Annotated in this window: 21 protein-coding genes; 10 read left to right on the top strand and 11 right to left on the bottom strand. The window is 74.9% G+C overall.

The features are described from left to right. Positions 1 to 22: 22 nt before the first annotated feature. Positions 23 to 847 (bottom strand): Nif3-like dinuclear metal center hexameric protein, encoded by an 825-nt coding sequence (locus tag ACN20G_RS18975; RefSeq protein ID WP_424213985.1) that lies wholly within the window; start codon positions 845 to 847, stop codon positions 23 to 25. Positions 848 to 1,093: 246 nt separating this feature from the next. On the opposite strand from ACN20G_RS18975, the gene ACN20G_RS18970 reads away from it, so the two are divergent. Then, on the top strand, positions 1,094 to 2,725 hold the full coding sequence (locus tag ACN20G_RS18970) for a hypothetical protein (RefSeq protein ID WP_424213984.1): 1,632 nt from the start codon (positions 1,094 to 1,096) through the stop codon (positions 2,723 to 2,725). Positions 2,726 to 2,838: 113 nt separating this feature from the next. Here ACN20G_RS18970 and ACN20G_RS18965 read toward each other — a convergent pair whose 3' ends face one another. From ACN20G_RS18965 to ACN20G_RS18955, 3 genes are all read right to left on the bottom strand, one after another. Beyond that, a complete protein-coding gene (locus tag ACN20G_RS18965; RefSeq protein ID WP_424213983.1) occupies positions 2,839 to 3,795 on the bottom strand; it encodes a 3-oxoacyl-ACP reductase in 957 nt (318 codons plus the stop codon). A 105-nt stretch (positions 3,796 to 3,900) separates the two neighbouring features. Beyond that, on the bottom strand, positions 3,901 to 4,977 hold the full coding sequence (locus tag ACN20G_RS18960) for a Zn-dependent alcohol dehydrogenase (RefSeq protein WP_424213982.1): 1,077 nt from the start codon (positions 4,975 to 4,977) through the stop codon (positions 3,901 to 3,903). Positions 4,978 to 5,018: 41 nt separating this feature from the next. After that, positions 5,019 to 5,873, bottom strand: coding sequence for a MaoC/PaaZ C-terminal domain-containing protein (locus ACN20G_RS18955; RefSeq protein WP_424213981.1), 855 nt, complete (start codon positions 5,871 to 5,873; stop codon positions 5,019 to 5,021). 311 nt (positions 5,874 to 6,184) lie between these two features. On the opposite strand from ACN20G_RS18955, the gene ACN20G_RS18950 reads away from it, so the two are divergent. Further along, positions 6,185 to 6,589 carry a DNA-binding response regulator gene (locus ACN20G_RS18950; protein ID WP_424215577.1) on the top strand — a complete coding sequence of 135 codons (405 nt, stop codon included), beginning with the start codon at positions 6,185 to 6,187 and terminating at the stop codon, positions 6,587 to 6,589. A gap of 31 nt (positions 6,590 to 6,620) precedes the next feature. On the opposite strand, the gene ACN20G_RS18945 is transcribed toward ACN20G_RS18950, so the two are convergent. Together ACN20G_RS18945 and ACN20G_RS18940 are read right to left on the bottom strand one after the other, a co-directional pair. Next, positions 6,621 to 7,820: a thiolase C-terminal domain-containing protein gene (locus ACN20G_RS18945; RefSeq protein ID WP_424213980.1), complete on the bottom strand. Its 1,200-nt coding sequence runs from the start codon at positions 7,818 to 7,820 to the stop codon at positions 6,621 to 6,623. 49 nt (positions 7,821 to 7,869) lie between these two features. Then, on the bottom strand, positions 7,870 to 10,038 hold the full coding sequence (locus tag ACN20G_RS18940) for an acyl-CoA dehydrogenase (RefSeq protein WP_424213979.1): 2,169 nt from the start codon (positions 10,036 to 10,038) through the stop codon (positions 7,870 to 7,872). 209 nt (positions 10,039 to 10,247) lie between these two features. Between ACN20G_RS18940 and ACN20G_RS18935 the strand changes: the two genes are divergently transcribed. The 5 genes from ACN20G_RS18935 to ACN20G_RS18915 all read left to right on the top strand — a co-directional run bounded on the left by ACN20G_RS18935 (position 10,248) and on the right by ACN20G_RS18915 (position 14,798). Continuing rightward, complete coding sequence (locus ACN20G_RS18935; protein ID WP_424213978.1) at positions 10,248 to 10,901, top strand: class I SAM-dependent methyltransferase; 654 nt, start codon at positions 10,248 to 10,250, stop codon at positions 10,899 to 10,901. A gap of 84 nt (positions 10,902 to 10,985) precedes the next feature. Further along, on the top strand, positions 10,986 to 12,074 hold the full coding sequence (locus ACN20G_RS18930) for an N-acetylmuramoyl-L-alanine amidase (RefSeq protein ID WP_424213977.1): 1,089 nt from the start codon (positions 10,986 to 10,988) through the stop codon (positions 12,072 to 12,074). A 333-nt stretch (positions 12,075 to 12,407) separates the two neighbouring features. Then, complete coding sequence (locus ACN20G_RS18925; protein ID WP_424213976.1) at positions 12,408 to 13,307, top strand: hypothetical protein; 900 nt, start codon at positions 12,408 to 12,410, stop codon at positions 13,305 to 13,307. 121 nt (positions 13,308 to 13,428) lie between these two features. Next, positions 13,429 to 14,439, top strand: a complete 1,011-nt coding sequence (locus ACN20G_RS18920; protein WP_424213975.1) for an LLM class F420-dependent oxidoreductase — start codon at positions 13,429 to 13,431, stop codon at positions 14,437 to 14,439. Between the two features lie 65 nt (positions 14,440 to 14,504). Continuing rightward, positions 14,505 to 14,798 carry a hypothetical protein gene (locus ACN20G_RS18915; protein WP_424213974.1) on the top strand — a complete coding sequence of 98 codons (294 nt, stop codon included), beginning with the start codon at positions 14,505 to 14,507 and terminating at the stop codon, positions 14,796 to 14,798. A 76-nt stretch (positions 14,799 to 14,874) separates the two neighbouring features. Here ACN20G_RS18915 and ACN20G_RS18910 read toward each other — a convergent pair whose 3' ends face one another. From ACN20G_RS18910 to ACN20G_RS18900, 3 genes are all read right to left on the bottom strand, one after another. Then, complete coding sequence (locus ACN20G_RS18910; RefSeq protein ID WP_424213973.1) at positions 14,875 to 15,975, bottom strand: prenyltransferase; 1,101 nt, start codon at positions 15,973 to 15,975, stop codon at positions 14,875 to 14,877. Beyond that, positions 15,972 to 16,706, bottom strand: a complete 735-nt coding sequence (locus ACN20G_RS18905) for a class I SAM-dependent methyltransferase (RefSeq protein WP_424213972.1) — start codon at positions 16,704 to 16,706, stop codon at positions 15,972 to 15,974. Before ACN20G_RS18905 ends, ACN20G_RS18910 begins: the two co-directional genes overlap by 4 nt. Positions 16,707 to 16,777: 71 nt before the next feature. Beyond that, entirely contained in the window at positions 16,778 to 18,103 is a 1,326-nt protein-coding gene (locus ACN20G_RS18900) for a glycosyltransferase family 4 protein (RefSeq protein ID WP_424213971.1), read from the bottom strand. Positions 18,104 to 18,346: 243 nt separating this feature from the next. Between ACN20G_RS18900 and ACN20G_RS18895 the strand changes: the two genes are divergently transcribed. Further along, positions 18,347 to 18,988, top strand: a complete 642-nt coding sequence (locus ACN20G_RS18895) for a TetR family transcriptional regulator (RefSeq protein ID WP_424213970.1) — start codon at positions 18,347 to 18,349, stop codon at positions 18,986 to 18,988. Positions 18,989 to 19,147: 159 nt separating this feature from the next. On the opposite strand, the gene ACN20G_RS18890 is transcribed toward ACN20G_RS18895, so the two are convergent. Together ACN20G_RS18890 and ACN20G_RS18885 are read right to left on the bottom strand one after the other, a co-directional pair. Then, positions 19,148 to 19,381 (bottom strand): ferredoxin, encoded by a 234-nt coding sequence (locus tag ACN20G_RS18890; protein ID WP_424213969.1) that lies wholly within the window; start codon positions 19,379 to 19,381, stop codon positions 19,148 to 19,150. Beyond that, positions 19,381 to 20,847: an aldehyde dehydrogenase gene (locus ACN20G_RS18885; protein WP_424213968.1), complete on the bottom strand. Its 1,467-nt coding sequence runs from the start codon at positions 20,845 to 20,847 to the stop codon at positions 19,381 to 19,383. Before ACN20G_RS18885 ends, ACN20G_RS18890 begins: the two co-directional genes overlap by 1 nt. A gap of 410 nt (positions 20,848 to 21,257) precedes the next feature. On the opposite strand from ACN20G_RS18885, the gene ACN20G_RS18880 reads away from it, so the two are divergent. Both ACN20G_RS18880 and ACN20G_RS18875 read left to right on the top strand, forming a co-directional pair. After that, positions 21,258 to 22,256 carry an MBL fold metallo-hydrolase gene (locus ACN20G_RS18880; RefSeq protein ID WP_424215576.1) on the top strand — a complete coding sequence of 333 codons (999 nt, stop codon included), beginning with the start codon at positions 21,258 to 21,260 and terminating at the stop codon, positions 22,254 to 22,256. Positions 22,257 to 22,745: 489 nt separating this feature from the next. Further along, complete coding sequence (locus tag ACN20G_RS18875) at positions 22,746 to 24,014, top strand: prenyltransferase/squalene oxidase repeat-containing protein (RefSeq protein WP_424213967.1); 1,269 nt, start codon at positions 22,746 to 22,748, stop codon at positions 24,012 to 24,014. The last annotated feature ends 133 nt before the right edge of the window (positions 24,015 to 24,147 follow it).

Below are 24,147 nucleotides of genomic sequence, written 5' to 3'. Positions count from 1 at the left end.
GGTACGGGGATCCCGGGAGGGATCAGGAGGGGACGTGCGCGGTCCACGGGTCGGTGACCGTGTGGGACACGTGCGTGCGCAGCCCCCAGCCGTGCCGTTCCGAGATCGCGTCGAGTTCGGCGGCGGCCTGTTCGCACCAGGGCCACTCGGTGGCCCAGTGCGCGGCGTCCACCAGGGCCAGCGGGCCGCGTTCGCGGACCTCGGAGGCCGGGTGGTGGCGCAGGTCGGCGGTGAGGAACGCGTCCACACCGGCGGCCCGCACGTGGTCGAAGAGGCTGTCGCCGGAGCCGCCGCTGACGGCGACGGTGCGGATCAACGCGTCGGGGTCGCCGGCGGCCCGGATGCCCTGCGCGGTGCGCGGCAGGCGCGCGGCGGCGCGGGCGGCGAACTCGCGGAGGGTCTCGGGGTGGTCGAGTTCACAGATCCGGCCCAGCCCGCGCCGGCCCTTGGGGTCGGTGGGGTCGGGCACGAGCGGCCCGGTGATCCGCAGGTCCAGGGCCCCGGCGAGGGCGTCGGAGACCCCGGGGTCGGCGGAGTCGGCGTTGGTGTGCGCGACGTGCAGGGCGACGCCGGCCCGGATCAGGGTGTGCGCGACCTTGCCCTTGAAGGTGCCGGCGGACACCGTGGTGGTGCCGCGCAGCCACAGCGGGTGGTGGGTGACGAAGAGATCCGCGCCGAGGGCCACGGCCTCGTCGGCGATCTCCTGCACGGGGTCCACGGCGAACAGCACGCGCCCGACCTCGGCGTCGGGGTCGCCACAGACGGTGCCGACGGCGTCCCACTGTTCGGCACGGTCCGGGGGCCACAGGGCGTCGAGGGCTGCGATGACTTCGGAGAGACGGGGCACGGGTCAAGGCTACCGTCCACAAGCCCCCCTCCGCCGGGCCCGCCGTCCGCACGTCCCGCCGGCACATTCCGGGGTGGGTTCGGGGGGGAACCGGTGTCGCGACACCCTTTGGTGTGAAGGCCACCCGGTCGTGTTGTTCGTCAGGAAGTGCGAAAACTAGCTTCCTCACCGGAGGTGGCCCCACGGTGACAGGCTGTGCCGTCGAGAAGGGGGGACCGCGGGGGTCGATGTGGACGAGCGGAGGCGGTGTCCGTGCACGACGAACAGCAGCGGGATTCCGACGCGACCCGGGTGTTCCCGGTGATCGGGGCGGCCTCCGGGCCCCCGACGCCGGCGCCGCCCCCCGTGCCCCCGCGTCCCGACATGCCGCCGGCGGCCGGGGCGGGCGCGCCGTTCGCGATCACCGCCGACGGGGGTTACGCGGCCCGGCTCGCGGGGACCGGGGCCGCGCGGTACGCGGAGCGCTGGACCCTGGACGGCCCGGAGCCGTACGCCGTCCCCCTCCCCCTGGACCAGCCGGAGGAGCCGGACAGCGAGGTGCGACCGCTCTCGGACGGGCGGGTGCTGATCCACCGCAGGATCGGGCGGCGGCACGCGTTCTCACTGCTGTATCCGGTGGGGCCGCGCACCGGCCAGTTGCCGCTCGGGGTGATCGAGCCGCCGGCCGGGGCCACGATCCGACTGCTGCCGCCGGCCCCCACCGGGGTGGACGCGTACGCGCTGGTCACGGGGGCGACGCTGAGCACCGTGTGGCGGGTCGCGGGGCACGAGGGGCGGATGCCGGAGCGGATCGCGGACGTGGAGGGCCGCTGCACGGGCGGGGTGTGGCTGGACCGGGAGGGCCGGTTGCTGGCCGTGGACCGGCAGGCCGCGCACGACAATCCGCGCGGCCGGGTGAAGGCGGTCGCGGTGGACCTGGGGCGGGGCGGGGAGGTGACCCCGCTGTTGCAGATCGGCGAGGACAGCGACGACCGGCTGCTGTTGGCCGACCCGGACAGCGGGTTGTTGCTGGTGCGGTCGGACGCGAGCGGCGAGGACCGGCTGGGGTGGGGGGTGTTGGGCAGCGCGCGGCCGGTGGTGCGGTTCCCGGAGTGCCTGCGGGGGGAGGCCGGCCGGTCGGTGCCGTTCGCGGTGCAGCCCGGGCAGGCGTTGACGCCGGAGACCTGCGCGGTCGCGTTCCGGCGCACGGATCCGGCGGGCTACGGGCCGACCGAGGGGCTGTTGCTGTGGCGGCCGGCGGACCGGCACGTGTTCCGGCTGGGCGCGCCGGTCGGCTGGTTGGGCGGGGCGGGGCTGTGGACGGAGGGCGGGCGGCTGCGGCTGCCGTGTTCGACCCCGCAGGCGCCGTGCGCGCTGGTGGGCCTGTCGATGCCGCCGAGCGCCCCGGCCGGCCCGACCCGCGCCCACCCCTCGCCCCCGACGGCGAGCCCCGCGAGCCCGGCCCCCACGGGGTCGGGGCCTGTGGGCGCGGGGCCGGTGGGGGCGGGCGCGGTGCTGGGTGGCGGGCCGGTGGGCGCGGGCGCCGTGCTGGGTGGCGGGCCGGTGGGCGCGGGCGCCGTGCTGGGTGGCGGGCCGGTGGGCGCGGACCCGATGGGCCCTGGGCCGGTGGGCGCGGGCCCGAGGGGCTCGGGGCCCGGGCCGATGGGCGGGGGGCCGGTGCTGGGCGGGTCGGTGGCGGGCGTGGGGTCCGTCGTGTCGACTCCCGTGCCGGTTCCCGCGCCGGCGCCCGCCGGTCCGACGGCGGAGCCGGTGGGGGCGGCCGGCTCTCCCGGCACGGAGGGTGCGTGGGTCACGGCCGGACGGTCGGGGCCGGTGGGAATGCCGGGCGCGGTGTTGTCCCTGGGGCAGGCCCTGGCGGGTCGCCCGACGGGCTTCTGAGCGGGCGGGCGGCCCGAGCGTGCCCGTGCCCGTGAGTCCGCGCCCGTACCCGAGCGCCCGTGCCCGTGAGCCCTCCGGCCGCCCGGGCTCTCGCGCCGCCCCGGCCCCGCCGGTCAGCCCGCGTGGCCGCCGTGTTTGAGGCCGAGGACCTCGGTGGCCGCGAAGGTCTCGCCGGCGGGGCGGTCGGCGTAGTGGGCGCCGAGGAGTCCGTCGAGTTCCTCGTAGGAGAAGGTCTCCTTCGCGGTGTCGAACTTGGCGGCGACCTTGGGGCGTTCCATGACGGCGACGATCCCGCCGTGCACGACGAACAGCTGCCCGTTGGCCTGTCCCGAGGAGGGGCCGGCGAGCCAGCCGACGAGCGGGGCGACGTGTTCGGGGGCGAGGGCGTCGAGCCGGCCCTCCTCGGGGACCTGGAACCCGGCGAACACGTCCTCGGTCATGCGGGTGCGGGCGCGCGGGCAGATCGCGTTGGCGGTGACCCCGTACTTGCCGAGCGCGAGGGCGGTGGAGGTGGTGAGCCCGACGATTCCGCCCTTGGCGGCGGCGTAGTTGGGCTGGCCGGCGGAGCCGCCGAGGAACGCCTCGGAGGAGGTGTTGACGATCCGGCCGTGCACGCGGCCGTCGGCGGCGGCCTTGGCGCGCTGCCGCCAGTGCACCGCCGCGAAGTGGGTGGTGTTGAAGTGGCCCTTGAGGTGGACGCGGATGACGGTGTCCCATTCCTCCTCGGTCATGGAGAACACCATGCGGTCGCGGAGGATGCCCGCGTTGTTGACGAGCACGTCGAGCTTGCCGAACTCGCGGATCGCGGTGTCGACGAGGTCGCGGGCCTGTTCGTGGTCGGCCACGTCGCCGAGGTGGGCGACGGCGGCGCCGCCGGCCGCGCGGATCTCGGCCACCACCTCGTCGGCGGGTCCGGCCGAGGCGGCGCCGGAGCCGTCGCGGCCCGGCTGTCCGAAGTCGTTGACGACGACGCTCGCGCCGAGCCGGGCCAGTTCGAGGGCCTCGGCCCGGCCGAGACCGCGCCCGGCGCCCGTGACGACGGCGGACAGGCCGTCCAGGGGGAGAGACATGACCGGTTTCCTCTCGGAGGCAACGTGGACGAAGGAGGGCGCGCGGGCGCGGCGGACGGGAAGGTCCCGTCCGCCGGTCCCGGCGGGGGTGCGCGGTGTGCCGGGTCAGATCTCGATGCAGGTGCGCAGGGCGACGCCGGTGCGCATCTGGTCGAGGGCCTCGTTGACCTCGGCGAGCCGCACCCGGTGGGTGATCAGGCTCTCCAGGTCGATGCGGCCGGCGCGCCACAGGTCGATGGTGCGGCGGTAGGAGCGCAGGACGTCGCCGCCGCCGTACATGGACGGCAGGATCTTCTTCTCGTCGAAGAACAGGGAGAACATGTTGACCTGGAAGTTGTCGTCCATGGCGCCGGCGCCGACGATGACGACGCTGCCGCCGCGCCGGGTGGCGTCGTAGGCGGTCTTGGCGGTGGCGGACTTGCCGACGACCTCGAAGACGTAGTCGAAGCCCTCGCCGGAGGTGATCCGGTTCTTGGCGTCGCCGAGGGCGTCGGGGGCGACGGCCTCGGTGGCGCCGAAGCGGAGGGCGGCCTCGCGGCGGGATTCGACGGGGTCGACGGCGACGATCTGGGCGGCGCCCTGGAGCTTGGCGCCCTGGATCACGGAGATGCCGACGCCGCCGCAGCCGATGACGGCCACCGAGGACCCGGCCTCGACCTTGGCGGTGTTGATGGCGGCGCCCAGACCGGTGGTGACCCCGCAGCCGATGAGGGCGGCGATGTCGAAGGGGAGGTCGTCGGGGATGGGCACGGCGCAGGAGGCGGGGACGACCATCTCCTCGGCGAAGGTGCCGGTGCCGGCGAAGCCGAAGACGTCGCCGCCGGGGCGCTTGAAGTTGGGGGTGGCCACGTTCATGAAGCTCTCCAGGCACAGCTGGCCCTGGCCGCGCACGCAGGCGGGGCAGCGGCCGCAGGGCGGCAGCCAACAGACCAGGACCCGGTCGCCGGCGGCGAGGGAGGTGACCCCGTCGCCGACGTCGACGATCTCGCCGGCGCCCTCGTGGCCGGGGATGAACGGGGCGGGCTGGGGCAGCACGCCGCTCATCGCGGAGAGGTCGGAGTGGCACAGTCCGGTGGCCCGGACCCGGATGCGGACCTTGCCGGGCCCGAATCCCGCCGCCTCGACGTCCTCGACGACCTCCAGCTTGTCCTGACCGATCTCGCTCTGCAGCGCTGCGCGCACGGTGCGGCTCCTCGATGTGTCGGGTTGGTGCGGGGGGCGGGTCAGACGTGCTCGACGAAGGTGTCGGCGAGGACGGGCGCGCCGTCCCGTTCGACGGCGTGGACGGTGACCTGCACCCGGCCCTCGTGGCGCCACATGCGGATCCGGAGGGTCTCGCCGGGGAAGACGATCCCGGCGAAGCGGGTGCGGTAGGCGCGGACGCGGGACACGTCGCCGTCCAGGACGGTGTCCACGACGGCCTTGAGGGTCATGCCGTAGGAGCACAGGCCGTGCAGGATGGGGCGGTCGAAGCCGGCGAGCTTGGCGAACTCGGGGTCGGCGTGGAGGGGGTTCCAGTCGCCGGAGAGCCGGTAGAGGAGGGCCTGGTCCTCGCGGATGCGGCGGTCCTCGGTCCGGTCGGGTTCGCGGTCGGGGAGTTCGGCGCGTTCGCTGGGTCCGCGTTCGCCACCGAAGCCGCCCTCGCCGCGCACGAAGATGGAGGCGTCGCTGGTCCACAGCGGGCCGTCGGCGTCGGAGACCTCGGAGCGGAGCACGATGACGGCGGCCTTGCCCTTGTCGTACACGGCCTGGACGGTGGAGCTGGAGGTGGCCTCGCCCTTCACAGGGATGGGGCGGTGCAGCTCGATGGAGTGGCCGCCGTGCAGGACGTGGGCGAGGTTGACCTTGATGCCGGGGGCGCCGAGCCCGCCGAGCATGGCCATGCCGGCGCCGGCGACGGTGGCGAAGCTGGGCAGGACGTGGAGTTTGGACTCCAGGGTGTAGCGGAGTTCGTCGGGGTCCTCGGCGGGCAGACCGGCCCCGAGGCCGAGGTGGTAGAGCTGGATGTCCTTGTGATCCCAGGCGAGGGCGCTGCGCCGGGGTTCGGCGGCGAGTGCCTGGCTTGCGTCGATCGGCATGAGGACGTGGCTCCTTGTTTCGTGGAAGACCCCGGCGCGGCCGTCCGCACCGTCGGCCGCGCCGAGGTCGTCTGCGGACCGGTGCGGATCGCGTTCGGCGGGCCCCGCCGGAGCGGTTTCTGGAACGCGTTTCAGTACCGGTGGAGGAATGTATAACGCACGGCCCGGGGGTTGGGAAGGCTTCCGACGCGGCGGCTGACGATTCGTCAGTTCACGCGGTCGCGGGCCGGTGGGGGCCCGCGGGGGCCCGTCCCGAACCGCCCGGGTCGCCGGGCCGGCGGGCGCGGCCTACCCTGGCGGACGTGGACGAGATGCCTGCCGAGCACCGGCCCCGCCGGTCCCTGCGGGTCCTGCTGACCGGCCCCGACGCGCCCGCGCTGGCGGTGCTGCTGGGGCTGGAGCCGGACCTCGCGCCCAGCGTGCCGCCCGCGCACGGCCCGGGGACGGCCGGCGCGGTGGCCGACGGGCGTCCCGAGGTGGTGCTGCTGGACGACGCGGCGGAGCTGGCCGCGGTGCGGGCGGCCGACCCCGAGGCCCGGGTGCTGCTGCGGGTGGGGTCGGCGCGCCCAGGGCCGCTGGCCGAGGCGCTGGCCGCCGGGGCGGCGGGGGCGGTGCTGCGCGACGTGCCGGCCGGGGAGCTGGCGGAGGCGATCCGCCGGGCGGCGGCCGGGGAACTGGTCCTGGACCCGCCGTTGCGGGCCCCGGAACCCGCCTGAGCCCTATCGCCCCACCTACCGCTCCTGGGCTCTAGCGTTTCAGCAGCGTGACCACCGCCGCGCCGCCGAGCCCGATGTTGTGGGCGAGGCCGACGCGGGCTCCGGGGACCTGGCGGGGGCCGGCCTCGCCGCGCAGTTGCCAGACCAGCTCGGCGGCCTGGGCCAGGCCGGTGGCACCCAGCGGGTGGCCCTTGGAGATGAGGCCGCCGGAGGGGTTCACGACCCATTGACCGCCGTGCGTGGTGGCGCCGCTCTCGACGAGCTTGCCGGCGGCCCCGTCGGCGCACATGCCGAGGGCCTCGTAGGTGAGCAGTTCGTTGATCGAGAAGCAGTCGTGGAGTTCGATCACGTCCACGTCCTCGATGCCGAGCCCGGAGCGCTCCCAGACCTGCCGGGCGGCGGTGCGGGTCATGGGCTTGCCGACCACGTCGATGCAGGAGCCGGACGCGAAGGACTCCTCGGTGTCGGTGGTCATGGCCTGGGCGGCGATCTCGACGGCCTTGTCGTGCAGGCCGTGGGTGACGACGAAGCGTTCGGAGACCACGAGGGCGGCGGCGGCGCCGTCGGAGGTGGGCGAGCACTGGAGCTTGGTGAGCGGGCTGTGCACGGGACGGGCGGCGAGGATCTCCTCGACGGTGTACACGTCGCGGAACTGGGCGTAGGGGTTGTCGGCGGAGTGGCGGTGGTTCTTGGCTCCGACGGCGGCGAGTTGGGCCTCGGTGGTGCCGTACCGCTCCATGTGTTCGCGGGCGGCGTTGCCGAAGATCTGGGCGGTGGGCGGGCTCATCTCGAAGCCGTGCCGGGCGGCCATGATCCCGTAGTGGCGGGCGACGGGGGAGGTCGCGAAGTCGCCGCCGTCGGAGCCGCCGCCGAGGGCCCCGCGCTTCATCTTCTCGAAGCCGAGGGCGAGGACGCAGTCGGCGAGGCCGCCCTCGACGAGTTGGCGGGCGTACATGAGGGCGGTGGAGCCGGTGGCGCAGTTGTTGTTGAGGTTGTGCACGGGCAGGCCGGTGAGGCCGAGTTCGTAGACGGCGCGCTGGCCGGCGGTGGACGCCTGGAAGCAGTAGCCGACGGCGGCCTGTTCGACGAGGCCGTAGTCGACGCCGGCGTCGGCGAGGGCGGCGGCACCGGCCTCGCGGGCCATGTCCCAGTACTGCCAGTCGCGGGACTCGGGTTTGACGAAGGGGGTCATGCCGACGCCGACGAGGTAGCTCTTGGTGTGCGGTGCCACGGGGATCGCCTCTTTCTTCCGTACGGGTTCGGGGGGATCGGTCGCGGGGTCAGTCGCGGGGCAGGCCGAGGATGCGTTCGGCGACGACGTTGAGCTGGACCTGGGTGGTGCCGCCGGCGATGGTCAGGCAGCGGGACATGAGCATCCCGTGCACGGCGCGGGCGCCGGGGCCCTCGGCGACGGCCCCGGCGGGGCCGAGGAGTTCGAGGGCGAGTTCGGCGACCTTCTGTTGGTGCGGGGTCTGGACGAGTTTGCGGATCGAGGCGCCGGGGCCGGGTTCGAGGCCGGAGACCTGGCCGATGGTGGTGCGCAGGCCGATGCAGGCCAGGGCGTGGGCCTCGGCCACGAGGGCGCCGAGGCGGGCGCGGGTCGCGCCGTCAAGGTCGGCGGCGCGGGCCAGGAGGGCTTCGAGGCCGGTGTCGAAGCGCATCTGGTCGGCCATGTGGACGCGTTCGTTGCCGAGGGTGTTGCGGGCGACCTTCCAGCCCTCGGTCTCGCCGCCGACGAGGGCGTCGGCGGGGAGGATCGCGTCCTCGAACCAGACCTCGTTGAACAGGGCCTCGCCGGTGATCTCCTTCAGCGGCCGGATCTCGATGCCGGGGGTGTGGCGCATGTCGACGACGAAGTAACCCAGGCCCTTGTGCTTGGGGGCGGTGGGGTCGGTGCGGGCGAGGAGGATGCCGAGGTGGGCGGTGTGGGCGGAGCTGGTCCACACCTTCTGGCCGGTGACGCGCCAGCGGCCGGTGCCGTCGTCGAGGCGTTCGGCGCGGGTGCGCAGGGAGGCGAGGTCGGAGCCGGCCTCGGGTTCGGAGAAGAGCTGGCACCAGGTGAGCTCGCCGGTGAGGGTGGCCGGCACCCATGCCTCTTGTTGGGCGGGGGTGCCGTGGGCGAGGAGGGAGGGCACGACCCAGGTGGCGATGGAGAGGTCGGCGAGGCGGACGCCGGCGGCCCGCATCTCCTGTTGGACCACGATCTGTTCGACGGGGCCGGCGCCGCGCCCGTGCGGGGCGGGCAGGTGGGGGGCGGCCCAGCCGGTGGGGGCGAGGGTGCGGCGGGCGGTGGCCGGGTCCTGGCCGCGGGCGGCGGCGAGGGCGGCGCGGGAGGCGGCGCGGTGGGTCTCGGCCTCGGGCGGGAGGTCGAGGCGGAGTTCGCGGCGGGCGCCGGCGGCGGCGTGGCGGACGGCGCGCAGCCGGTGGGTGTCGCCGGTGCCGAGGAGTTGGCGGGCGACCAGGGCCCGGCGCAGGTAGATGTGGGCGTCGTGTTCCCAGGTGAAGCCGATGCCGCCGAGGATCTGGATGGCGTCCTTGGCGCAGCCGTGGGCGGCGTCGAGGGCGACGCCGGCGGCGAGGGCGGTGACCAGGGCGCGGGTCTCGGGGGCCAGGGCGCGGTCCTGGCCGGCCTCGGCGGCGTCCCAGGTGAGGGCGCGGGCCTGTTCGAGGCGGACGAGCATGTCGGCGCAGAGGTGTTTGACGCCTTGGAAGCGGCCGATGGGGCTGCCGAACTGGACGCGGACGCGGGCGTGTTCGGCGGCGAGGTCGAGGGCCTTGGCGGCGGTGCCGCAGGCGTCGGCGGCGAACAGGACGCAGGCGAGGTCGAGGGCTTCGGCGCCGGTGAGGTCGAGGATCCGGTCGGCGGGGACGGTGACGCCCCGGGCGTGGACCTCGGCGGTGGGGCGGGTGGGGTCGGCGCTGTCGTGGACGCGGACGGCGAGGTCGGCGGCGTCCACGGCGCACCAGCGGGTGCCGTCGGCGGCGGTGGCCTGGAGCAGCAGGAGGTCGGCGGCGTCGGCGCCGAGGACGGGCGGGGCGAGGCCGTCGAGGAGCAGTCCGCCGCCCTCGACGGTGACGGCGGTCAGCGTGCCGGGGCCCAGGGCGACGGCGCCGATCCGGGTGCCCTCGGCGAGTTCGCCGGCGAGCTCGGGGCGGCCGGCGCGGTCGAGGAGGACGGAGGCGAGGGCGGTGGGCAGGAGGGGGCCGGGGAGGGCGGCGCGGGCGGCCTCTTCGAGGACGACGGCGAGGTCGAGGAGGGTGCCGCCGTCGAGGTGGGGGGCGAGCAGGCCGGAGCCGGCCAGGGCGTCCCAGTGGGCGGGGCGGGTGCCGGGGGCGGCGGGGGGCGCGTCGAGGAGTTTGCGGGTCTCCTCGGGGGGTGCGTGTCGGGTGGCCCAACCGCGTACGGCGGCGGCCAACTCGGCGTGTTCGGTGGTGGTTCCGATGCCCATGACGCTCCTCGTCGGCGAGGTCGGCGGCCGTCCGCCGGGTCGACCGGCAGAGTAGAACACGTTACAGTCTGACGGAAGGTCAGATTCGTGTCGACCGGACCGACGACCCCGGAGGGTGACGACTACCCGCCGGTAGGGCAGCATGGGCCGCCGCGGCACGGGCGCCCCGCCCGCACCCCCGCCCACCAGCACCGACCGTCGGAGGACCCATGGCCGTGGCCGCCACCCCCAAGCCGGAGACCCTCGCCGCCTTCGAGGCCGCCAAGGGCTTCATGCCGTACGCCGAGGGCCTCGCCCTGTACGCGGCGGCGGCCGAGGCGGCCACCGCGCTGGGCCTGCCGCTGCTGGAGATCGGCACCTACTGCGGGCGCTCCACCCTGCTGCTGGCCGACGCCGCCCGCGCCGCCGGCGTGCTCGCCGTGACCGTCGACCACCACCGGGGCAGCGAGGAGCAGCAGCCCGGCTGGGAGTACCACGACCCGAGCCTGGTCGACCCCGAGGTCGGCCTCATGGACACCCTCCCCACCTTTCGCCGGATCCTGCACGCGGCCGGGCTGGAGGAGCACGTGCTCGCGCTCGTGGGCCGCTCCCCGCAGGCCGCCCGCGTCTGGGGCACCCCGCTGGGCCTGGTCTTCGTGGACGGCGGACACACCGACGAGCACGCGAGCGGGGACTACGAGGGCTGGGTGCCGCACCTGGCCGTCGGCGGCCTCCTCGTCATCCACGACGTGTTCCCCGACCCCGCCGACGGCGGGCAGGCGCCCTGGCGGGTGCACCAGCGCGCCCTGGCCTCGGGCGCGTTCGAGGAGGTCTCCGTCACCGACTCGCTGCGCGTCCTGCGCCGCACCGCCCCCGGCATCTGAGCCCCCCGGGCCCCGGGGGCCCCACCCGCCCCCGGATGGAGCAGGATCCGGACGATTGACCGACTTACGGTCTAGCATCACGGGGTGCTGAACGACGACAGCCCTCCGCAGCCCGAGTCCGCCTCCTCCATCAGCCCGGACCGCCCCTGGTTCGTGCGCCGGGCCACGCTGACGGTCGCCCTGGCCGCCCTCGCGCCCGCCTGCCTGGCCGGCTGGATGCTGGCCAACGTGGTCGACGACGACAACGGGGGCGGCGGGTCCACCGCCATCGTCGGCGCGAGCTCCCCCGGCCCGGCCGGCGGCGCGGGCACCGGCGGCGACGCCAAGCCCAGCGGTGCCCCCGCCGCCACCACGCCCCCCGCCCCGGCCCCCTCCACCCCGGCCCCCGGCACCGCGACCCCCAAGGCCGGCGACACCGACACGGACCCGGGCGCGAACGCGGACCCCCGGGGCGCGACCCCGCCCGCCGCCGCCCAACCCCCGGCCCCCGCGCCCGGCCTGCCGCTCAGCGGCCGCACCGTGGTCGTCGACCCCGGCCACAACCTGAACAACTTCAGCCACGGCCGCGAGATCAACCAGCTCGTGAACATCGGCACCGGCCGCAAGGAGTGCGACACCACCGGCACCGCCACGAACGCCGGCTACAAGGAGGCCGAGTTCACCATGGACGTCTCGCGCCGGGTGAGCGAGCTGCTGCGGGCGCGCGGGGTGAAGGTGCTGCTGACCCACACCGGCGAGCGCGCCTGGGGCCCGTGCATCGACGAACGCGCCCGGATCGGCAACGAGGCCCACGCCGACGCCGTGATCTCCATCCACGCCGACGGCTCCTCCGCCGGCAACCGCGGCTTCCACGTGATCCTGCCCGCGCTCGTCAAGGGCGGCGCCGCCGACACCTCCGCGATCGTCGGCCCCTCCAAGAACCTCGGCGAGCGGATCGCGGGCAACTTCGTGCGCGCCACCGGCTCCGCGCCCGCCAACTACCTCGGCGGCGGCACCGGCATCGTCACCCGCGACGACCTCGGCGGCCTCAACCTGTCCAAGCAGCCCAAGGTCTTCCTGGAGTGCGGCAACATGCGCGACGCGCAGGACGCCGGCCGGCTCACCGACCCACAGTGGCGCCAGAAGGCGGCCCAGGGCATCGCCGACGGCCTGATCGGCTTCCTCGGCGGCTGACCCGACCCGGCCCGCACCACCACCGCCCCCGCCGGCACCGGCCGCACCACCGGCACCGCCCGCACCGGCCACCCCGGCCACCCCGGCCGCAACGCCCGTACCGTCCGGCCCCCGAGCCCGCCCGGCCCGGGGGCCGCGACGCGCCCCGGGTCCTCCCGTGCGCCCCGACTCGCCCCGATCCGTCCGGCGCGAGCTTCGAGGCCGCTCCCCCCACCGGCCCGCGCATCCGTACGATGGTCTCTCGCCGCGGGCCCGCAACGCCACCGCGGCCAGACCCGAGGCCAGACCCGAGGCCGGCCGACGAGGCCCCGAGACGACCGAGAAGGACTCCCCGTGAACATCCGCTCCCTCACCCGAGGCGACGGCGTGGTGATCGGAGCAGCGGTCGTGCTGCTCATCGCCTCGTTCCTCGACTACTACTCGTTCGACTGCGGGCGCCTGGCCGTGGACTGCGGCGGCGCGTCCGCCTGGTCGCTGGACCTCGTGCCGCTGGTCCTGCCCACCGTCTTCCTGCCGGCCCTGGGCGCCGCCGCCCTGGCCGTCGTGCCGAAGTTCGCGCCGCTCGACCGCTCGGTGCTGGGGCTGACCCCGAACGCCTGGGCCACCGTGCTGGCCGTGCTCGCGGCGTGGGCGGCCCTGTGGTCCCTGAACACCCCCGGCACCTCCGACGTGGGCGCCGGCCTGATCCTGGCCTTCCTCGGCTCCCTCGCCATCGCCGGCGTGCTGCTCTTCGGCTCGCGGGTGCCGGCCCTGGCCGCCCCGCTGGTCCCGGCCGGCGGCCCCCGTCCGAGCGGCGGCCCCGGCGCGGGCCCGGCCGGCGGCCCCGGCGCCCCCCAGTGGGGCACCCCCGGACAGCCGGGCGTCGGACAGCCGCACACCGGGCAGCCCGGCGGCTTCGGCGCCGGCGTGCCGGGCGAGACCTCGCCGTACGGGGTGCCCGGCACCGGACGCGGCGCCTCCGACCCCTTCGGCGGCCCCCGTGACGCCACCCCCGCCGACCGCCCGGACCCGCACGCGGCGGGCACGGCCCCCGGCTTCGCGCCGTTCTGGTTCGCGGTGCCCGAGTCCCGTCCGCTGTTCCCGCTGGACGGCGGCGGCGCGCCCATCGCCCGCCTGGAGCCGGGCACCTGGTACCTGGCGGTGGACCAGCGCGGCCCGAACACGCTGATCGCGGAGACCCAGGACAAGCGCCGCGGCGTCCTGAACGACACGGGCAACATCCAACGCGGCTGATCCCCCCGACCCACCCCTCACCCCCCGACGCCCCGCCGCCCCTTCCGGGCCGCGGGGCGTTGGCCTACAGTCGGGCCGACACGGGATCTGACGTGTCGTCAGATACGGGAAGGGGTGCGGCATGCGGCTGGGACTGGCACTGGGGTACTGGGGACGCGGACCCAACCCCGAGCACCTCGAACTCGCCCGCGAGGCCGAACGGCTCGGCTACGACTCCGTGTGGACCGCCGAGGCATGGGGCTCCGACGCCTTCACCCCGTTGACCTGGATCGCCGCCCACACCAGCCGGATCCGGCTCGGGACCGCCATCGCCCAGATGGCCGCCCGCTCCCCCACCGCCACCGCCATGCACGCCCTCACCCTCGACCACCTCTCCGGCGGCCGGATGATCCTGGGGCTCGGGCTGTCCGGGCCGCAGGTGGTGGAGGGCTGGTACGGGCGGCCGTTCCCGGCGAGCCCGCTGACCGCCACCCGCGAGTACGTGGACGTGATCCGGCAGGTGCTGCGCCGCGAGGCCCCCGTGGAGGTCGACGGGCGCTTCCACTCCCACCCCTACCGGGGCGCCGACGGCGTCGGCATCGGCAAGCCGCTGCGGCCCATCACCCACCCGCTCCGCGCCGACCTGCCGATCCTGCTGGGCGCCGAGGGCCCGAAGAACATCGCGCAGACCACCCGCATCGCCGACGGCTGGCTGCCGCTGTACTGGTCCCCGCTGCGCACCGACGTCTACGAGGCGTCCCTCGCCGACCTCCCCGCCGGGTTCACGATCGCCCCGATGGCGCGGGCGCGGGTCTGCGAGGACGTGGCGGAGGGGCTGCTGCCGGTGAAGGCGATGCTCGGGTTCTACATCGGCGGCATGGGGCACGCCACCCGCAACTTCCACGCCGACCTGATGGGGCGGATGGGGTACGCGGAGGAGGCCCGGCGGGTGCAGGAGCTGTTCCTGGCCGGCCGTCGGGAGGAGGCCGTGCTCGCCGTGCCCGACGCGTTCGCCGACGAGATCTCGTTGGTCGGCCCCCGGGAGCGCATCGCGGAGCGGTTGGAGGAGTGGCGCAAGGGGCCCGTGACGGACCTGCTCGTCACCGCGCCCGACCCGCACACCCTGCGGGTGCTCGCCGAGCTCAACTCCTGACGGGTACACGGCAAGCGCCGCCCTCGCACGGGTTTGCGAACCCCGGGGGCGGCAAGAAGCGCGACATGCCCACACACAGCGCGCTGCGCGCACGAACGAGCGGTACCGCCGGGCGCCTGATCGCCCTGGTGACGGACGCGGTCGTCCTCATCATCGTCCTGTGGATCGTGATGTGGATGCTGGACGCGAACACGGGGAACGCCGTGGTCGCGTTCTTCCACGACGCGGCGACCTGGCTGACCGCCTGGTGCCACGACATCTTCACGGTGGACCCCGAGTGGCTGCGGGTCCTCCTCTCCTACGGCCTGCCCGCCCTGCTGTACCTCGTCGTCGGCCACGCCCTGGCCCGCCGGCTCTGAGGTCCGCCCACCGGGCACCGACGCCCCGCGCGGGGATGGCTCCCCGCCCGGGGCGTTCGCGCGCGGCCGGCCGGGCTCAGTGGCCGGCGCCGCACTCCTCCGCGCACGCGGGTTCCAGCCCGGCCGGCAGCCGGCCGCCGCCGAAGACCTCGCCCGTGGCCTCGTCCCCGCCGAGCGCGGCGGCGGCCAGGATCAGCGCGCCCGCCGTCCACGTGGTCTGTTCCACCGGCCACACGGCGTCCTCGTCGAAGACCCGGCCGGTCCAGTACATGCCGTTCTCGGCCCGCAGGTGCGCGATGGAGCGGAGCACCTCCACGGCCCGGTCGGACTCCCCCGAGGCCCACAGCGCGAGGGCCAGTTCGCAGCTCTCGCCGCCGGTCACCCACGGGTTGGGCAGCACGCAGCGCACCCCGAGGTCGGGGACGACGAACTCCTCCCAGCGTTCCTCGATGCGCGCCTTGGCCTCCGGGCCGGTCAGCGCCCCGGCGAGCACCGGGTAGTACCAGTCCATGGAGTAGCGGGACTTGTCGAGGAAGCGTTCGGGGTGCCGCCGGATGGCGTGTCGCAGGGCGCCCACGGCCAGTTCCCAGTCGGGCTGGGGTTCCTCGCGGTGGTCGGCGATGGCCAGGGCGCAGCGCAGCGCCTGGTGCACGGAGGAGCAGCCGGTCAGCAGGGCGTCGGTGACGGGGGTGCCGTCGGCCTCGCGCTTCCAGCCGATCTGGCCGCCGGGGCGTTGCAGGGCGAGGGTGAACTCGACGGCCGCGTAGACGACGGGCCACATGCGGTCGAGGAAGGTGTCGTCGCCGGTGGCGAGGTAGTGGTGCCAGACGCCGACGGCGACGTAGGCAGTGAAGTTGGACTCCTTGCCGGCGTCCTGCGGGGCGGTGGTGTCCACGCCCTCGGGGCGGTCGGCGTAGGCGGCGTACCAGGAGCCGTCCTCGTTCTGGTGCCGGGCCAGCCAGGCGTAGGCGCGGGCGGCGGCCTGGTGTTCGCCGGCCGCGTCGAGGGCCATGGCGGCCTCGGTGTGGTCCCAGGGGTCGAGGTGGTGGCCGCGGTACCAGGGGATGGCGCCGTCGGCGCGTTGGGCGGCGAGGATGCCGGCGACGGTCTCGGCGGCCTGTGCGGCGGTCAGCACGCCGGGCAGGGCGAGGTGTTCGGTCCGGTCGGACAGGCTCATTCGGCGATGTCCGCGGGCAGGTGGGGCTTGGTGGCGTAGGCCACGAAGCTCTTGCCGATGAGCGGGTTGAGGGCCTGCTCGGCGAGGCGGGTCGCCAGCGGCTTCTTCATGATGTCCCAGACCAGCAGCTTGTGGTACGCCTTCACCGGCAGAGCCTGGTCGTTGTCCACGCCGAACGCGCACTTGAGCCACCAGTACGGGGAGTGCAGTCCGTGGGCGTGGTGGGTGCCGTAGGGCTTGAGGCCGGCCTGTTCCATCTTGCCGAGGAGTTCGTCGGCCTTGTAGATGCGGATGTGGCCGCCCTCGACCTCGTGGTAGGCGTCGGAGAGGGTCCAGCAGATCTTCTCGGGCCCGTAGCGGGGCACGGTGATCGCGATCCGGCCGCCGGGGCGCAGCACGCGGACCATCTCGGCGAGGACGCCCTTGTCGTCGGGGATGTGCTCCATCACCTCGGAGATGATCACGACGTCGAAGGAGTCGTCGGGGAAGGGCAGGGCGAGGGCGTCGCCCTCCATGGCGGTGGCGGTGGCGCCGGCGGGGGCCTCGCCGGCCTCCTTCATGGCCGCGAACCACTTGGCGACCTCACGGATCTCCTCGCCGTTGCGGTCCAGGGCGACGACCTGGGCGCCGCGCCGGTAACACTCGAAGGCGTGCCGGCCGGCGCCGCAGCCGAGATCGAGCACGCGGTCTCCGGCGGCGAGCGGGAACCGGGAGAAGTCGACGGTCAGCACGGGGTCCTGCCTTCGCGGTCGCGGGGGTGGGGATGGGTGGGTGGACGGGGGCTCGGGGCCCGGGCCGTCGGTCAGCGGGTGGCGGTCCGGCGGGCGCGGTCGGCGCGGGCGATGGCCTCGCGGTAGCGGGCGACGGTGCCCTCGGCGGCCTTGGCCCAGGTGAAGTTGGCGAGGACCCGGGCGCGGCCGGCGGCGCCGATCCGGGCCCGCAGCTCGGGGTCGGCGAGCATCCGGCCGAGGGCGTCGGCCAGGGCGCCGGGGTCGCCGGGCGGGACGGCCAGGCAGGTGTCGCCGTCGGCTCCGCTGACCTCGGGGATCGCGCCGCCGGTGGTGGCGACGAGGGGGGTGCCGGTGGCCATGGCCTCGGCGGCGGGGAGGGAGAAGCCCTCGTAGAGGGAAGGCACGCAGGCGACTTCGGCAGAGCGCACGAGGTCCACGAGTTCGGCGTCGCTGACGCCCTTCACGAAGCGGATCGCGTCCTGGAGGCCGTGGGTCTCGATGGCGCGGGCGACGGGGCCGTCCTCGGCGCGCTTGCCGACGACGACGAGGTGGGCGTCGGGGCGTTCGGCGCGGAGTTTGGCGAGGGCGTCGACGAGGTGCACGAGGCCCTTGAGGGGCACGTCGGCGCTGGAGGTGGTGACGATCCGGCCGGGGATCTCGGCCACGGACGGGTCGGGGGACCACAGGTCGGTGTCGGCGCCGATGTGCACGACGTGCACCTTGTCGGGGCGCACGGCGAGGTCACGGACGATCTCGCGGCGGGAGGAGCCGGAGACGGTGAGGATCGAGGGCAGCCGCTGGGCGACGCGCTTCTGCATCCGGGTGAACGCGTACCAACGGCGCACCGAGGCGCGCTTCTTGCGGTCCTTGGCGGCGGCGAGGTCGAGCCGGCGGTCCACGGTGATGGGGTGGTGGATCGTGGTGACCAGGGGCGCGCCGAGGTCGCCGAGGAGGCCGTAGCCGAGGGTCTGGTTGTCGTGCACCACGTCGAACTCGCCGCGCCGGGCCTGCAGGAGGCGGCGGGCGCGCAGCGAGAAGGTGAGCGGCTCGGGGAAGCCGCCGGTCCACATGGTCGCCACTTCCAGCGCGTCGATCCAGTCCCGGAACTCCTCGCGGCGCGGGGTGCGGAACGGGTCGGGCTGGCGGTAGAGGTCGAGGCTGGGCAGCTCGGTGAGGGTGGCGCCGGGCTCGTCGTCGAGGATCGGGTACGGCTGGGAGCCGATCACCTCGACGTGGTGCCCGAGGCGGGCCAGTTCGCGGGCGAGGTGGCGCGTGTAGACGCCCTGTCCCCCGCAGAACGGGTTCCCCTTGTAGGTGAGCAGCGCGATCCGCAACGGGCGTTCGCCGTCGCGTGCGGAGCCCGCCGAAGGGCTCGTCACCATGGCCTCTGCGGTCACTCCCGGCCCCCTTCTCCCTGCGCTTTCGGCGGAGCGTAACCGCTCGGATAATGTAGAACAAGTTTCAGAGTTGATCCGTCGAAGAGCATTGAATCTACCCGTCGGAAACCACACCGTAAGAGCGAGTGCAGGTGATTCGCGCCACGGCCCGGGCGCCTGCCATGCTGAGCGGCCGACGGCCGTGCCGAGCGTCACCCCCCACTCCGACAGCCCCCGACGAGGCGAGACCGAACAGGGACACTCATGACAGCGCAGCCCCCGGCCGAGATCCCGGCCGCACCGCCCCTGACCGAGCGCCAGGAAGCCCGTCGGCGCCGGATCCTGCACGCCAGCGCCCAGCTCGCGGTCCGGGGCGGGTTCGACGCGGTGCAGATGCGGGAGGTCGCCGAGGCGGCCGAGGTCGCCCTCGGCACCCTGTACCGCTACTTCCCGTCCAAGATCCACCTGCTGGTCGCGACGATGCAGGACCAGTTGCAGCAGATGCACGCGACCCTGCGCAAGCGCCCGCCGGCCGGCCCGGATCCGGCCCGGCGGGTGGCCGAGACCCTGATGGGGGCGTTCCGCGCGATGCAGCGCGAACCGCACCTGGCGGACGCGATGGTGCGCGCGCTGACGTTCGCGGACCGCAGCGTGAGCCCGGAGGTGGACACGGTCTCGCGGCAGACCACGGCGATCATCCTGGACGCGATGGACCTCGCGGCCCCACCCACCGCCGAACAGCTGTCGGCGGTGCGGGTCATCGAGCACACCTGGCACTCGGCGCTGATCACGTGGCTGTCGGGGCGGGCCTCGATCGCCCAGGTGAAGATCGACATCGAGACGGTGTGCAAACTGATCGACCTGACCGACCCGGAACGCGCCCACCGGGCCGGCGGCACGGACTGACGCCGGGGCGAACGGACCGGCGGGGGGCGACGGACCGGCCCCGCCCCGCCCGCGGGACCGGCCCGTTCGCCCCGACGCCCCGCGCTTCGATTCACTTCGGTTCGCTTCGGTTCGCTTCGATATCACTTCACTTCAGTCCGAAAAGCGACGCCGTTCGGGTCACTCCTCGGGCGGGAACACCGGCTCCCCGGTCCCGGCGAGCGCGATCGCGATGGCCTCCACCGGGCAGCCCTCGGCCGCCGCGAGGACCGCCTCGTTCGCGTCCGTCTCGGTCTCGGCCGGGTGCGACTGCCGCGCCGAGTCCAGGCGGAACCCGGCCGGGGCCAGGTTCACGCACATCCCGGAGCCGATGCACACGCCCCGGTCCACCTCCACCTCCCAGCGGTCCCCCATCAGGCACCGGCCCCCTCGTACCCGGCGGGCAGGTGGATCATCTTGTGCTCCAGGTAGGCGTCCAGGCCCTCGGGGCCGAACTCACGGCCGATGCCGCTGTTCTTGTAGCCGCCGAACGGGCCGAGCATGTCCAGGCTGAAGGTGTTGACGTTGTAGGTGCCGGTGCGCACCGAGCGCGCGAAGTCCAGGCCGTGTTCCACGTCGGCCGTCCACACGCTGCCGCTGAGCCCGAACTCGGAGTCGTTGGCGATCCGCGCCGCCTCCGCCTCGTCCCCGTACGGCAGCAGGCAGACCACCGGCCCGAAGATCTCCTCGCGGGCGATCCGCATCGAGTTGTCCACGTCGCCGAAGAGGGTGGGCTCCACGTACCAGCCGCGCTCCAGCCCGGCGGGCCGGCCGCCGCCCGCGAGCACCTTCGCGCCCTCCTCCTGCCCGATCCGGATGTAGTCCAGCGACCGCTGCTGCTGCCGACGGGCCACCAGCGGGCCGATCTCGGTGGCCGGGTCGAGCGGGTCGCCGACCACGAGCGCGGAGACGGCCGCCGCGAGGGCCTCGGCGATCTCCTCGTACCGGGAGCGCGGGGCCAGGATCCGGGTCTGGGCCACACACGCCTGCCCGTTGTTCATCCAGCCCGACTGCACGAGCCCGGCCACGGTCGCGTCGAGGTCGGCGTCGGGCAGCACCACGGCCGCCGACTTGCCGCCGAGTTCCAGCGTCACCCGGGTCAGGTTGCGGGAGGCGACCTCCATGACCCGCTTGCCGGCCGCGACGGACCCGGTGAACGCGACCTTGTCCACGCCCGGGTGCCCGACCAGGTACTCGCTGACCTCGCGGTCGGCGGGCAGGATCGACAGCACGCCCTCGGGCAGGCCGGCCTCGCGGGCGATGTCGGCCAGGATGTAGGAGTCCAGGGGGGACTCGGGCGAGGGCTTGAGGACCACGGTGCAGCCCGACAGCAGCGCCGGCGCGAGCTTGGCGGCGGCCACGAACTGCGGCACGTTCCACGGGATCACCGCCGCGACCACGCCCACCGGCTCGCGGCGCACGACGATCGGACCGAGCGCGCCCTGCCGGTGTTCCTCCCAGGTGTGGGCGGCGGCCGTCTTCAGCGCGGCGTCGTAGATCATCATCGGGCCGAGGGCCTGCGCGGCCACGCTCCACGTGTACGGGGAGCCGTTCTGGGCGCTGATGGAGCGGGCGATCTCGTCGAAGCGGGCCCCGAAGGCGTCCTTGATGCGGGTGACGACCTCGATCCGCTCCGCCAGCGAGGTGCGCGGCCAGGGGCCCTCGTCGAAGGCGCGCCGGGCGGCGGCCACCGCCAGGTCCACGTCCTCGCGGGAGGCGTGCGGGACCCGACCGATGACCTCCTCGGTGTGCGGGGACACCACCTCGATGACCTCGCTGCCGCGGGGGTCCTGCCACTCCCCGCCGATGAGGAGCCGTCCGTGTTCGACGAGTTCGGTCATGGCCGCTGCCTTTCGAGATGCCGACAATCCTTCGGACCCGATCCGAAGAACTGATACCAGTTCTATTTAGAGGAGTCCACGGCCCCGACGGAACCGGTCCGATCCGGGTGCGATCTTCAACGGACACGGTCAAGGGGTGCGCGGGAAGGTCGACTTGGGCTACTACTGGAACGGGTTCTCGTCACGCGGGGCCCGCACCAGCCCGCGGGCCCCGCACGGACCCGCACCGCCGACGCCAGGGGGAGCACGTGACCGACACGCCCGACACACCCGACACCCCGGACCCGACGCCCACGCCCGCACGCCCCGCGCCCACGGCCGCGCACCCCACGCCCACGCGCCCCGGGCCCGCCGACGGGGCCCCCGAGCCCGCCCCCGAGGTCTTCGACCACGGCGGCGGGGTCCACGCGATCAAGGTCCCGATCCCCGACAACCCCCTCGGCCACACCCTCGTCCACCTCGTCGACACCGACGACGGCCCCGTCCTCGTGGACACCGGCTGGGACGACCCCACCTCCTGGCACACCCTCACCGCCGGCCTCACCGCGCTCGGCACCTCCGTCACCGAGGTGCGCGGGGTCGTCGTCACCCACCACCACCCCGACCACCACGGCCTGTCCGGCAAGGTCCGCGAGGCATCCGGCGCCTGGATCGCCATGCACGCCGCCGACGCCGAGGTCGTCGCCCGCACCCGCTCCGCCGAGCCCGGCCTGTGGTTCGCGTACATGGCGGAGAAGCTCGCGCTCGCCGGCGCCCCCGAATCCCACCTCGCCCCGCTGCGCGCCGCCGGCGCCGGCCGCCGCGCCGGCACCCTGCCCGGCCTGCGCCCGGCCCTGCCCGACCGCGACATCCCGCCCGGCGAACTCCTCCCCCTCGCCGGCCGCCGGCTGCGCGCCGTGTGGACCCCCGGCCACACCCCCGGTCACGTCTGCCTGCACCTGGAGGAGGAGCACCCGGCCGGACTGCCCGGCCGCGGCCGACTGTTCTCCGGCGACCACCTGCTGCCCGGGATCAGCCCCCACATCGGCCTCTACGAGGATCCCGAGGACGACCGGATCACCGACCCCCTCGGCGACTACCTCGACTCCCTCGAACGCATCGGCCGACTCGACCCCGCCGAAGTGCTTCCCGCTCACCAGCACGCCTTCACCGACGCCCCGGCCCGCGTCCGCGATCTCCTCGCCCACCACGAGGAACGCCTCTCGGACCTGCGGCGCCTGCTCGCCGACCCGCTCACCCCGTGGCAGCTCGCCGAACGCATGGAGTGGAACCGGCCCTGGGCCCGGATCCCGCACGGCTCGCGCACCATCGCCGTCTCCGAGGCCGAGGCGCACCTGCGGCGCCTGGTCAAACAGGGCCGCGCCGAACCCGTCCCGAACACCGATCCCGTCACCTACCGGGCCCTGTGACCCCATCACGACACCCCTCCTCATCACGCCACCCCTCCCCAGAAGAATCACTCTGCGTGTCGACTGTAACGCTGAGTCACCGAACCCGGCAGGGGGCGCGGGAGGCTCCGGGGGCGTGAAGGACCGGCGCGCACTCGTGCCCGCCCGGGACCACCGGCCCACCCCCGCCCACCCGCGTCCCGCACCGCGACCGGGTGGTCCGGGGGCGGGCCGGTAGAGTGGGACGGTCGTCAACCCTCCGACAACGGGGAAAGCCGGTGCGAATCCGGCGCTGACCCGCAACCGTGACCCCGCCACTCCCCCGACCGCCCGGTCGCGGCCGGCGCCGGGAAGTCGGACCGCCCGGTCGGAGGCACACGGCTCGCGTCACCGAACCGCCCCCGCGGGCCGGCCGGTGACCGGCACCGTCGAGGTACACGGAGCCGGAGCCGGTCACGCCCCCGCGTGCCCCGCCTCCCGCTCCCCGGCAGGAGAGGCACCCTCCCCACCATGAACGTCCGTCGCAGCGCCGCCGCGCTCGCCGCCACCGCCGTGCTCTGCGTGGGAGCGGCCCCCGTCGCCCTCGCCGACACCCCGGCGCCCTCCGCGCCGCCGGTGATCCCGTCCGGCGTGTTCGGCAAGGCCGACCCCACCTACGACGGCGTGTGGCGCCAGTCCTTCGCCCTGCTCGCGCAGAAGACCGTCGGCGTCACCCCGGCCCCGCAGGCCATGGACTGGCTGACCGGCCAGCAGTGCGCCACCGGCGGCTTCGCCTCCTTCCGCGCCGACGCCGGCAAGGCGTGCGACGACAAGACCATGTACGACACGAACGCCACCTCCGCCGCCGTCCAGGCCCTCAAGGCCCTCGGCGGGCACGACGCGGCCGTGAAGAAGGCCGTGGACTGGCTGAAGTCCGTGCAGAACGAGGACGGCGGCTGGTCCTACGTGCCCGGCTCCCCCAGCGACGCGAACTCGACCTCCGTGGTCATCAGCGCCCTGGCCACCGCCGGCGAGAAGCCCGCCGACGTCAAGTCCAAGGCCGGCAAGAGCGCCTACGAGGGCCTCGCCCCGTTCCGTCTCGGCTGCGACGCCGAGCCCGCCGCCGACCGCGGCTCCTTCGCCTACCAGCCCACCGACGGCAAGCTCGCCGCCAACGCCGACGCCACCGCCGCCGCCGTCCTCGCCGGCCTCGGCAAGGGCGCCCTCGTCGCCCCCGGCGGCGCCGACACCCCGGCCGCGCCGATCACCTGCCCGGCCCCCGAGGGCGCGAACGCCGCCGACCCGACCGCGCTCGCGCAGGGCGGCGCCGGCTGGCTCGCCGAGGCCCTCAAGAAGGACGGGCACCTCACCGCGAAGACCCCCGGCTCCGACCAGGCCCTGCCCGACGTGGGCAACACCGCCGACGCCGTCGTCGCCCTCACCGCCGCCGGCCACAAGCAGGCCGCCGCCGGCGCCGTCGCCTGGCTGGAGAAGAACTCCGCCGCCTGGGCCAAGGACAACCCGGCCGCCCTCGGCACCCTCGTGCTGACCGCGCACGCCGCCGGCGTGGACCCGAAGTCCTTCGGCGGCACCGACCTCGTCGCCGCCCTCGCCGCCACCGGCCCCGCCGCCGCCAAGGCCGACGCCTCCCCGTCCGCCTCCACCGGCGCGCAGGACGAGAAGAAGAAGGACGAGGACTCGGGCGACTTCACGATCTGGTACGTGATCGCGGGCCTCGCCGCCGGCGCCGGCATCGGCATCCTCATCAGCGGCCGACGCAAGAAGCAGCAGCAGCTCTGACGCCCCGGCGGACGGGGCGCGGCCGGACCACGACGGTCCCCCGCCGCCCCGCGCCCCGTCCGCCGCCACCGTCCGCAGCCCCCGCCGCCGACCACGCGGGCCCGCCCCCCGGGGCGCCGCCCCGGAGAGTGAA

The organism is Streptomyces dryopteridis (assembly GCF_049606955.1).
In the GTDB taxonomy this organism is placed as follows: Bacteria; Actinomycetota; Actinomycetes; order Streptomycetales; family Streptomycetaceae; genus Streptomyces.
The sequence above is the reverse complement of the archived record's forward strand: the minus strand, read 5'-3'. Positions and strand labels throughout refer to the sequence as shown.

Excerpts from the sequence above, each read along its gene's own strand:
- ACN20G_RS18920 (WP_424213975.1), top strand. The coding sequence starts at position 13,429 with ATGCGGCTGGGACTGGCACTGGGGTACTGGGGACGCGGACCCAACCCC.
- ACN20G_RS18885 (WP_424213968.1), bottom strand. The coding sequence starts at position 20,847 with ATGACCGAACTCGTCGAACACGGACGGCTCCTCATCGGCGGGGAGTGG.
- ACN20G_RS18915 (WP_424213974.1), top strand. The coding sequence starts at position 14,505 with ATGCCCACACACAGCGCGCTGCGCGCACGAACGAGCGGTACCGCCGGG.
- ACN20G_RS18910 (WP_424213973.1), bottom strand. The coding sequence starts at position 15,975 with ATGAGCCTGTCCGACCGGACCGAACACCTCGCCCTGCCCGGCGTGCTG.
- ACN20G_RS18895 (WP_424213970.1), top strand. The coding sequence starts at position 18,347 with ATGACAGCGCAGCCCCCGGCCGAGATCCCGGCCGCACCGCCCCTGACC.
- ACN20G_RS18890 (WP_424213969.1), bottom strand. The coding sequence starts at position 19,381 with ATGGGGGACCGCTGGGAGGTGGAGGTGGACCGGGGCGTGTGCATCGGC.
- ACN20G_RS18950 (WP_424215577.1), top strand. The coding sequence starts at position 6,185 with ATGCCTGCCGAGCACCGGCCCCGCCGGTCCCTGCGGGTCCTGCTGACC.
- ACN20G_RS18935 (WP_424213978.1), top strand. The coding sequence starts at position 10,248 with ATGGCCGTGGCCGCCACCCCCAAGCCGGAGACCCTCGCCGCCTTCGAG.
- ACN20G_RS18965 (WP_424213983.1), bottom strand. The coding sequence starts at position 3,795 with ATGTCTCTCCCCCTGGACGGCCTGTCCGCCGTCGTCACGGGCGCCGGG.
- ACN20G_RS18940 (WP_424213979.1), bottom strand. The coding sequence starts at position 10,038 with ATGGGCATCGGAACCACCACCGAACACGCCGAGTTGGCCGCCGCCGTA.
- ACN20G_RS18875 (WP_424213967.1), top strand. The coding sequence starts at position 22,746 with ATGAACGTCCGTCGCAGCGCCGCCGCGCTCGCCGCCACCGCCGTGCTC.
- ACN20G_RS18955 (WP_424213981.1), bottom strand. The coding sequence starts at position 5,873 with ATGCCGATCGACGCAAGCCAGGCACTCGCCGCCGAACCCCGGCGCAGC.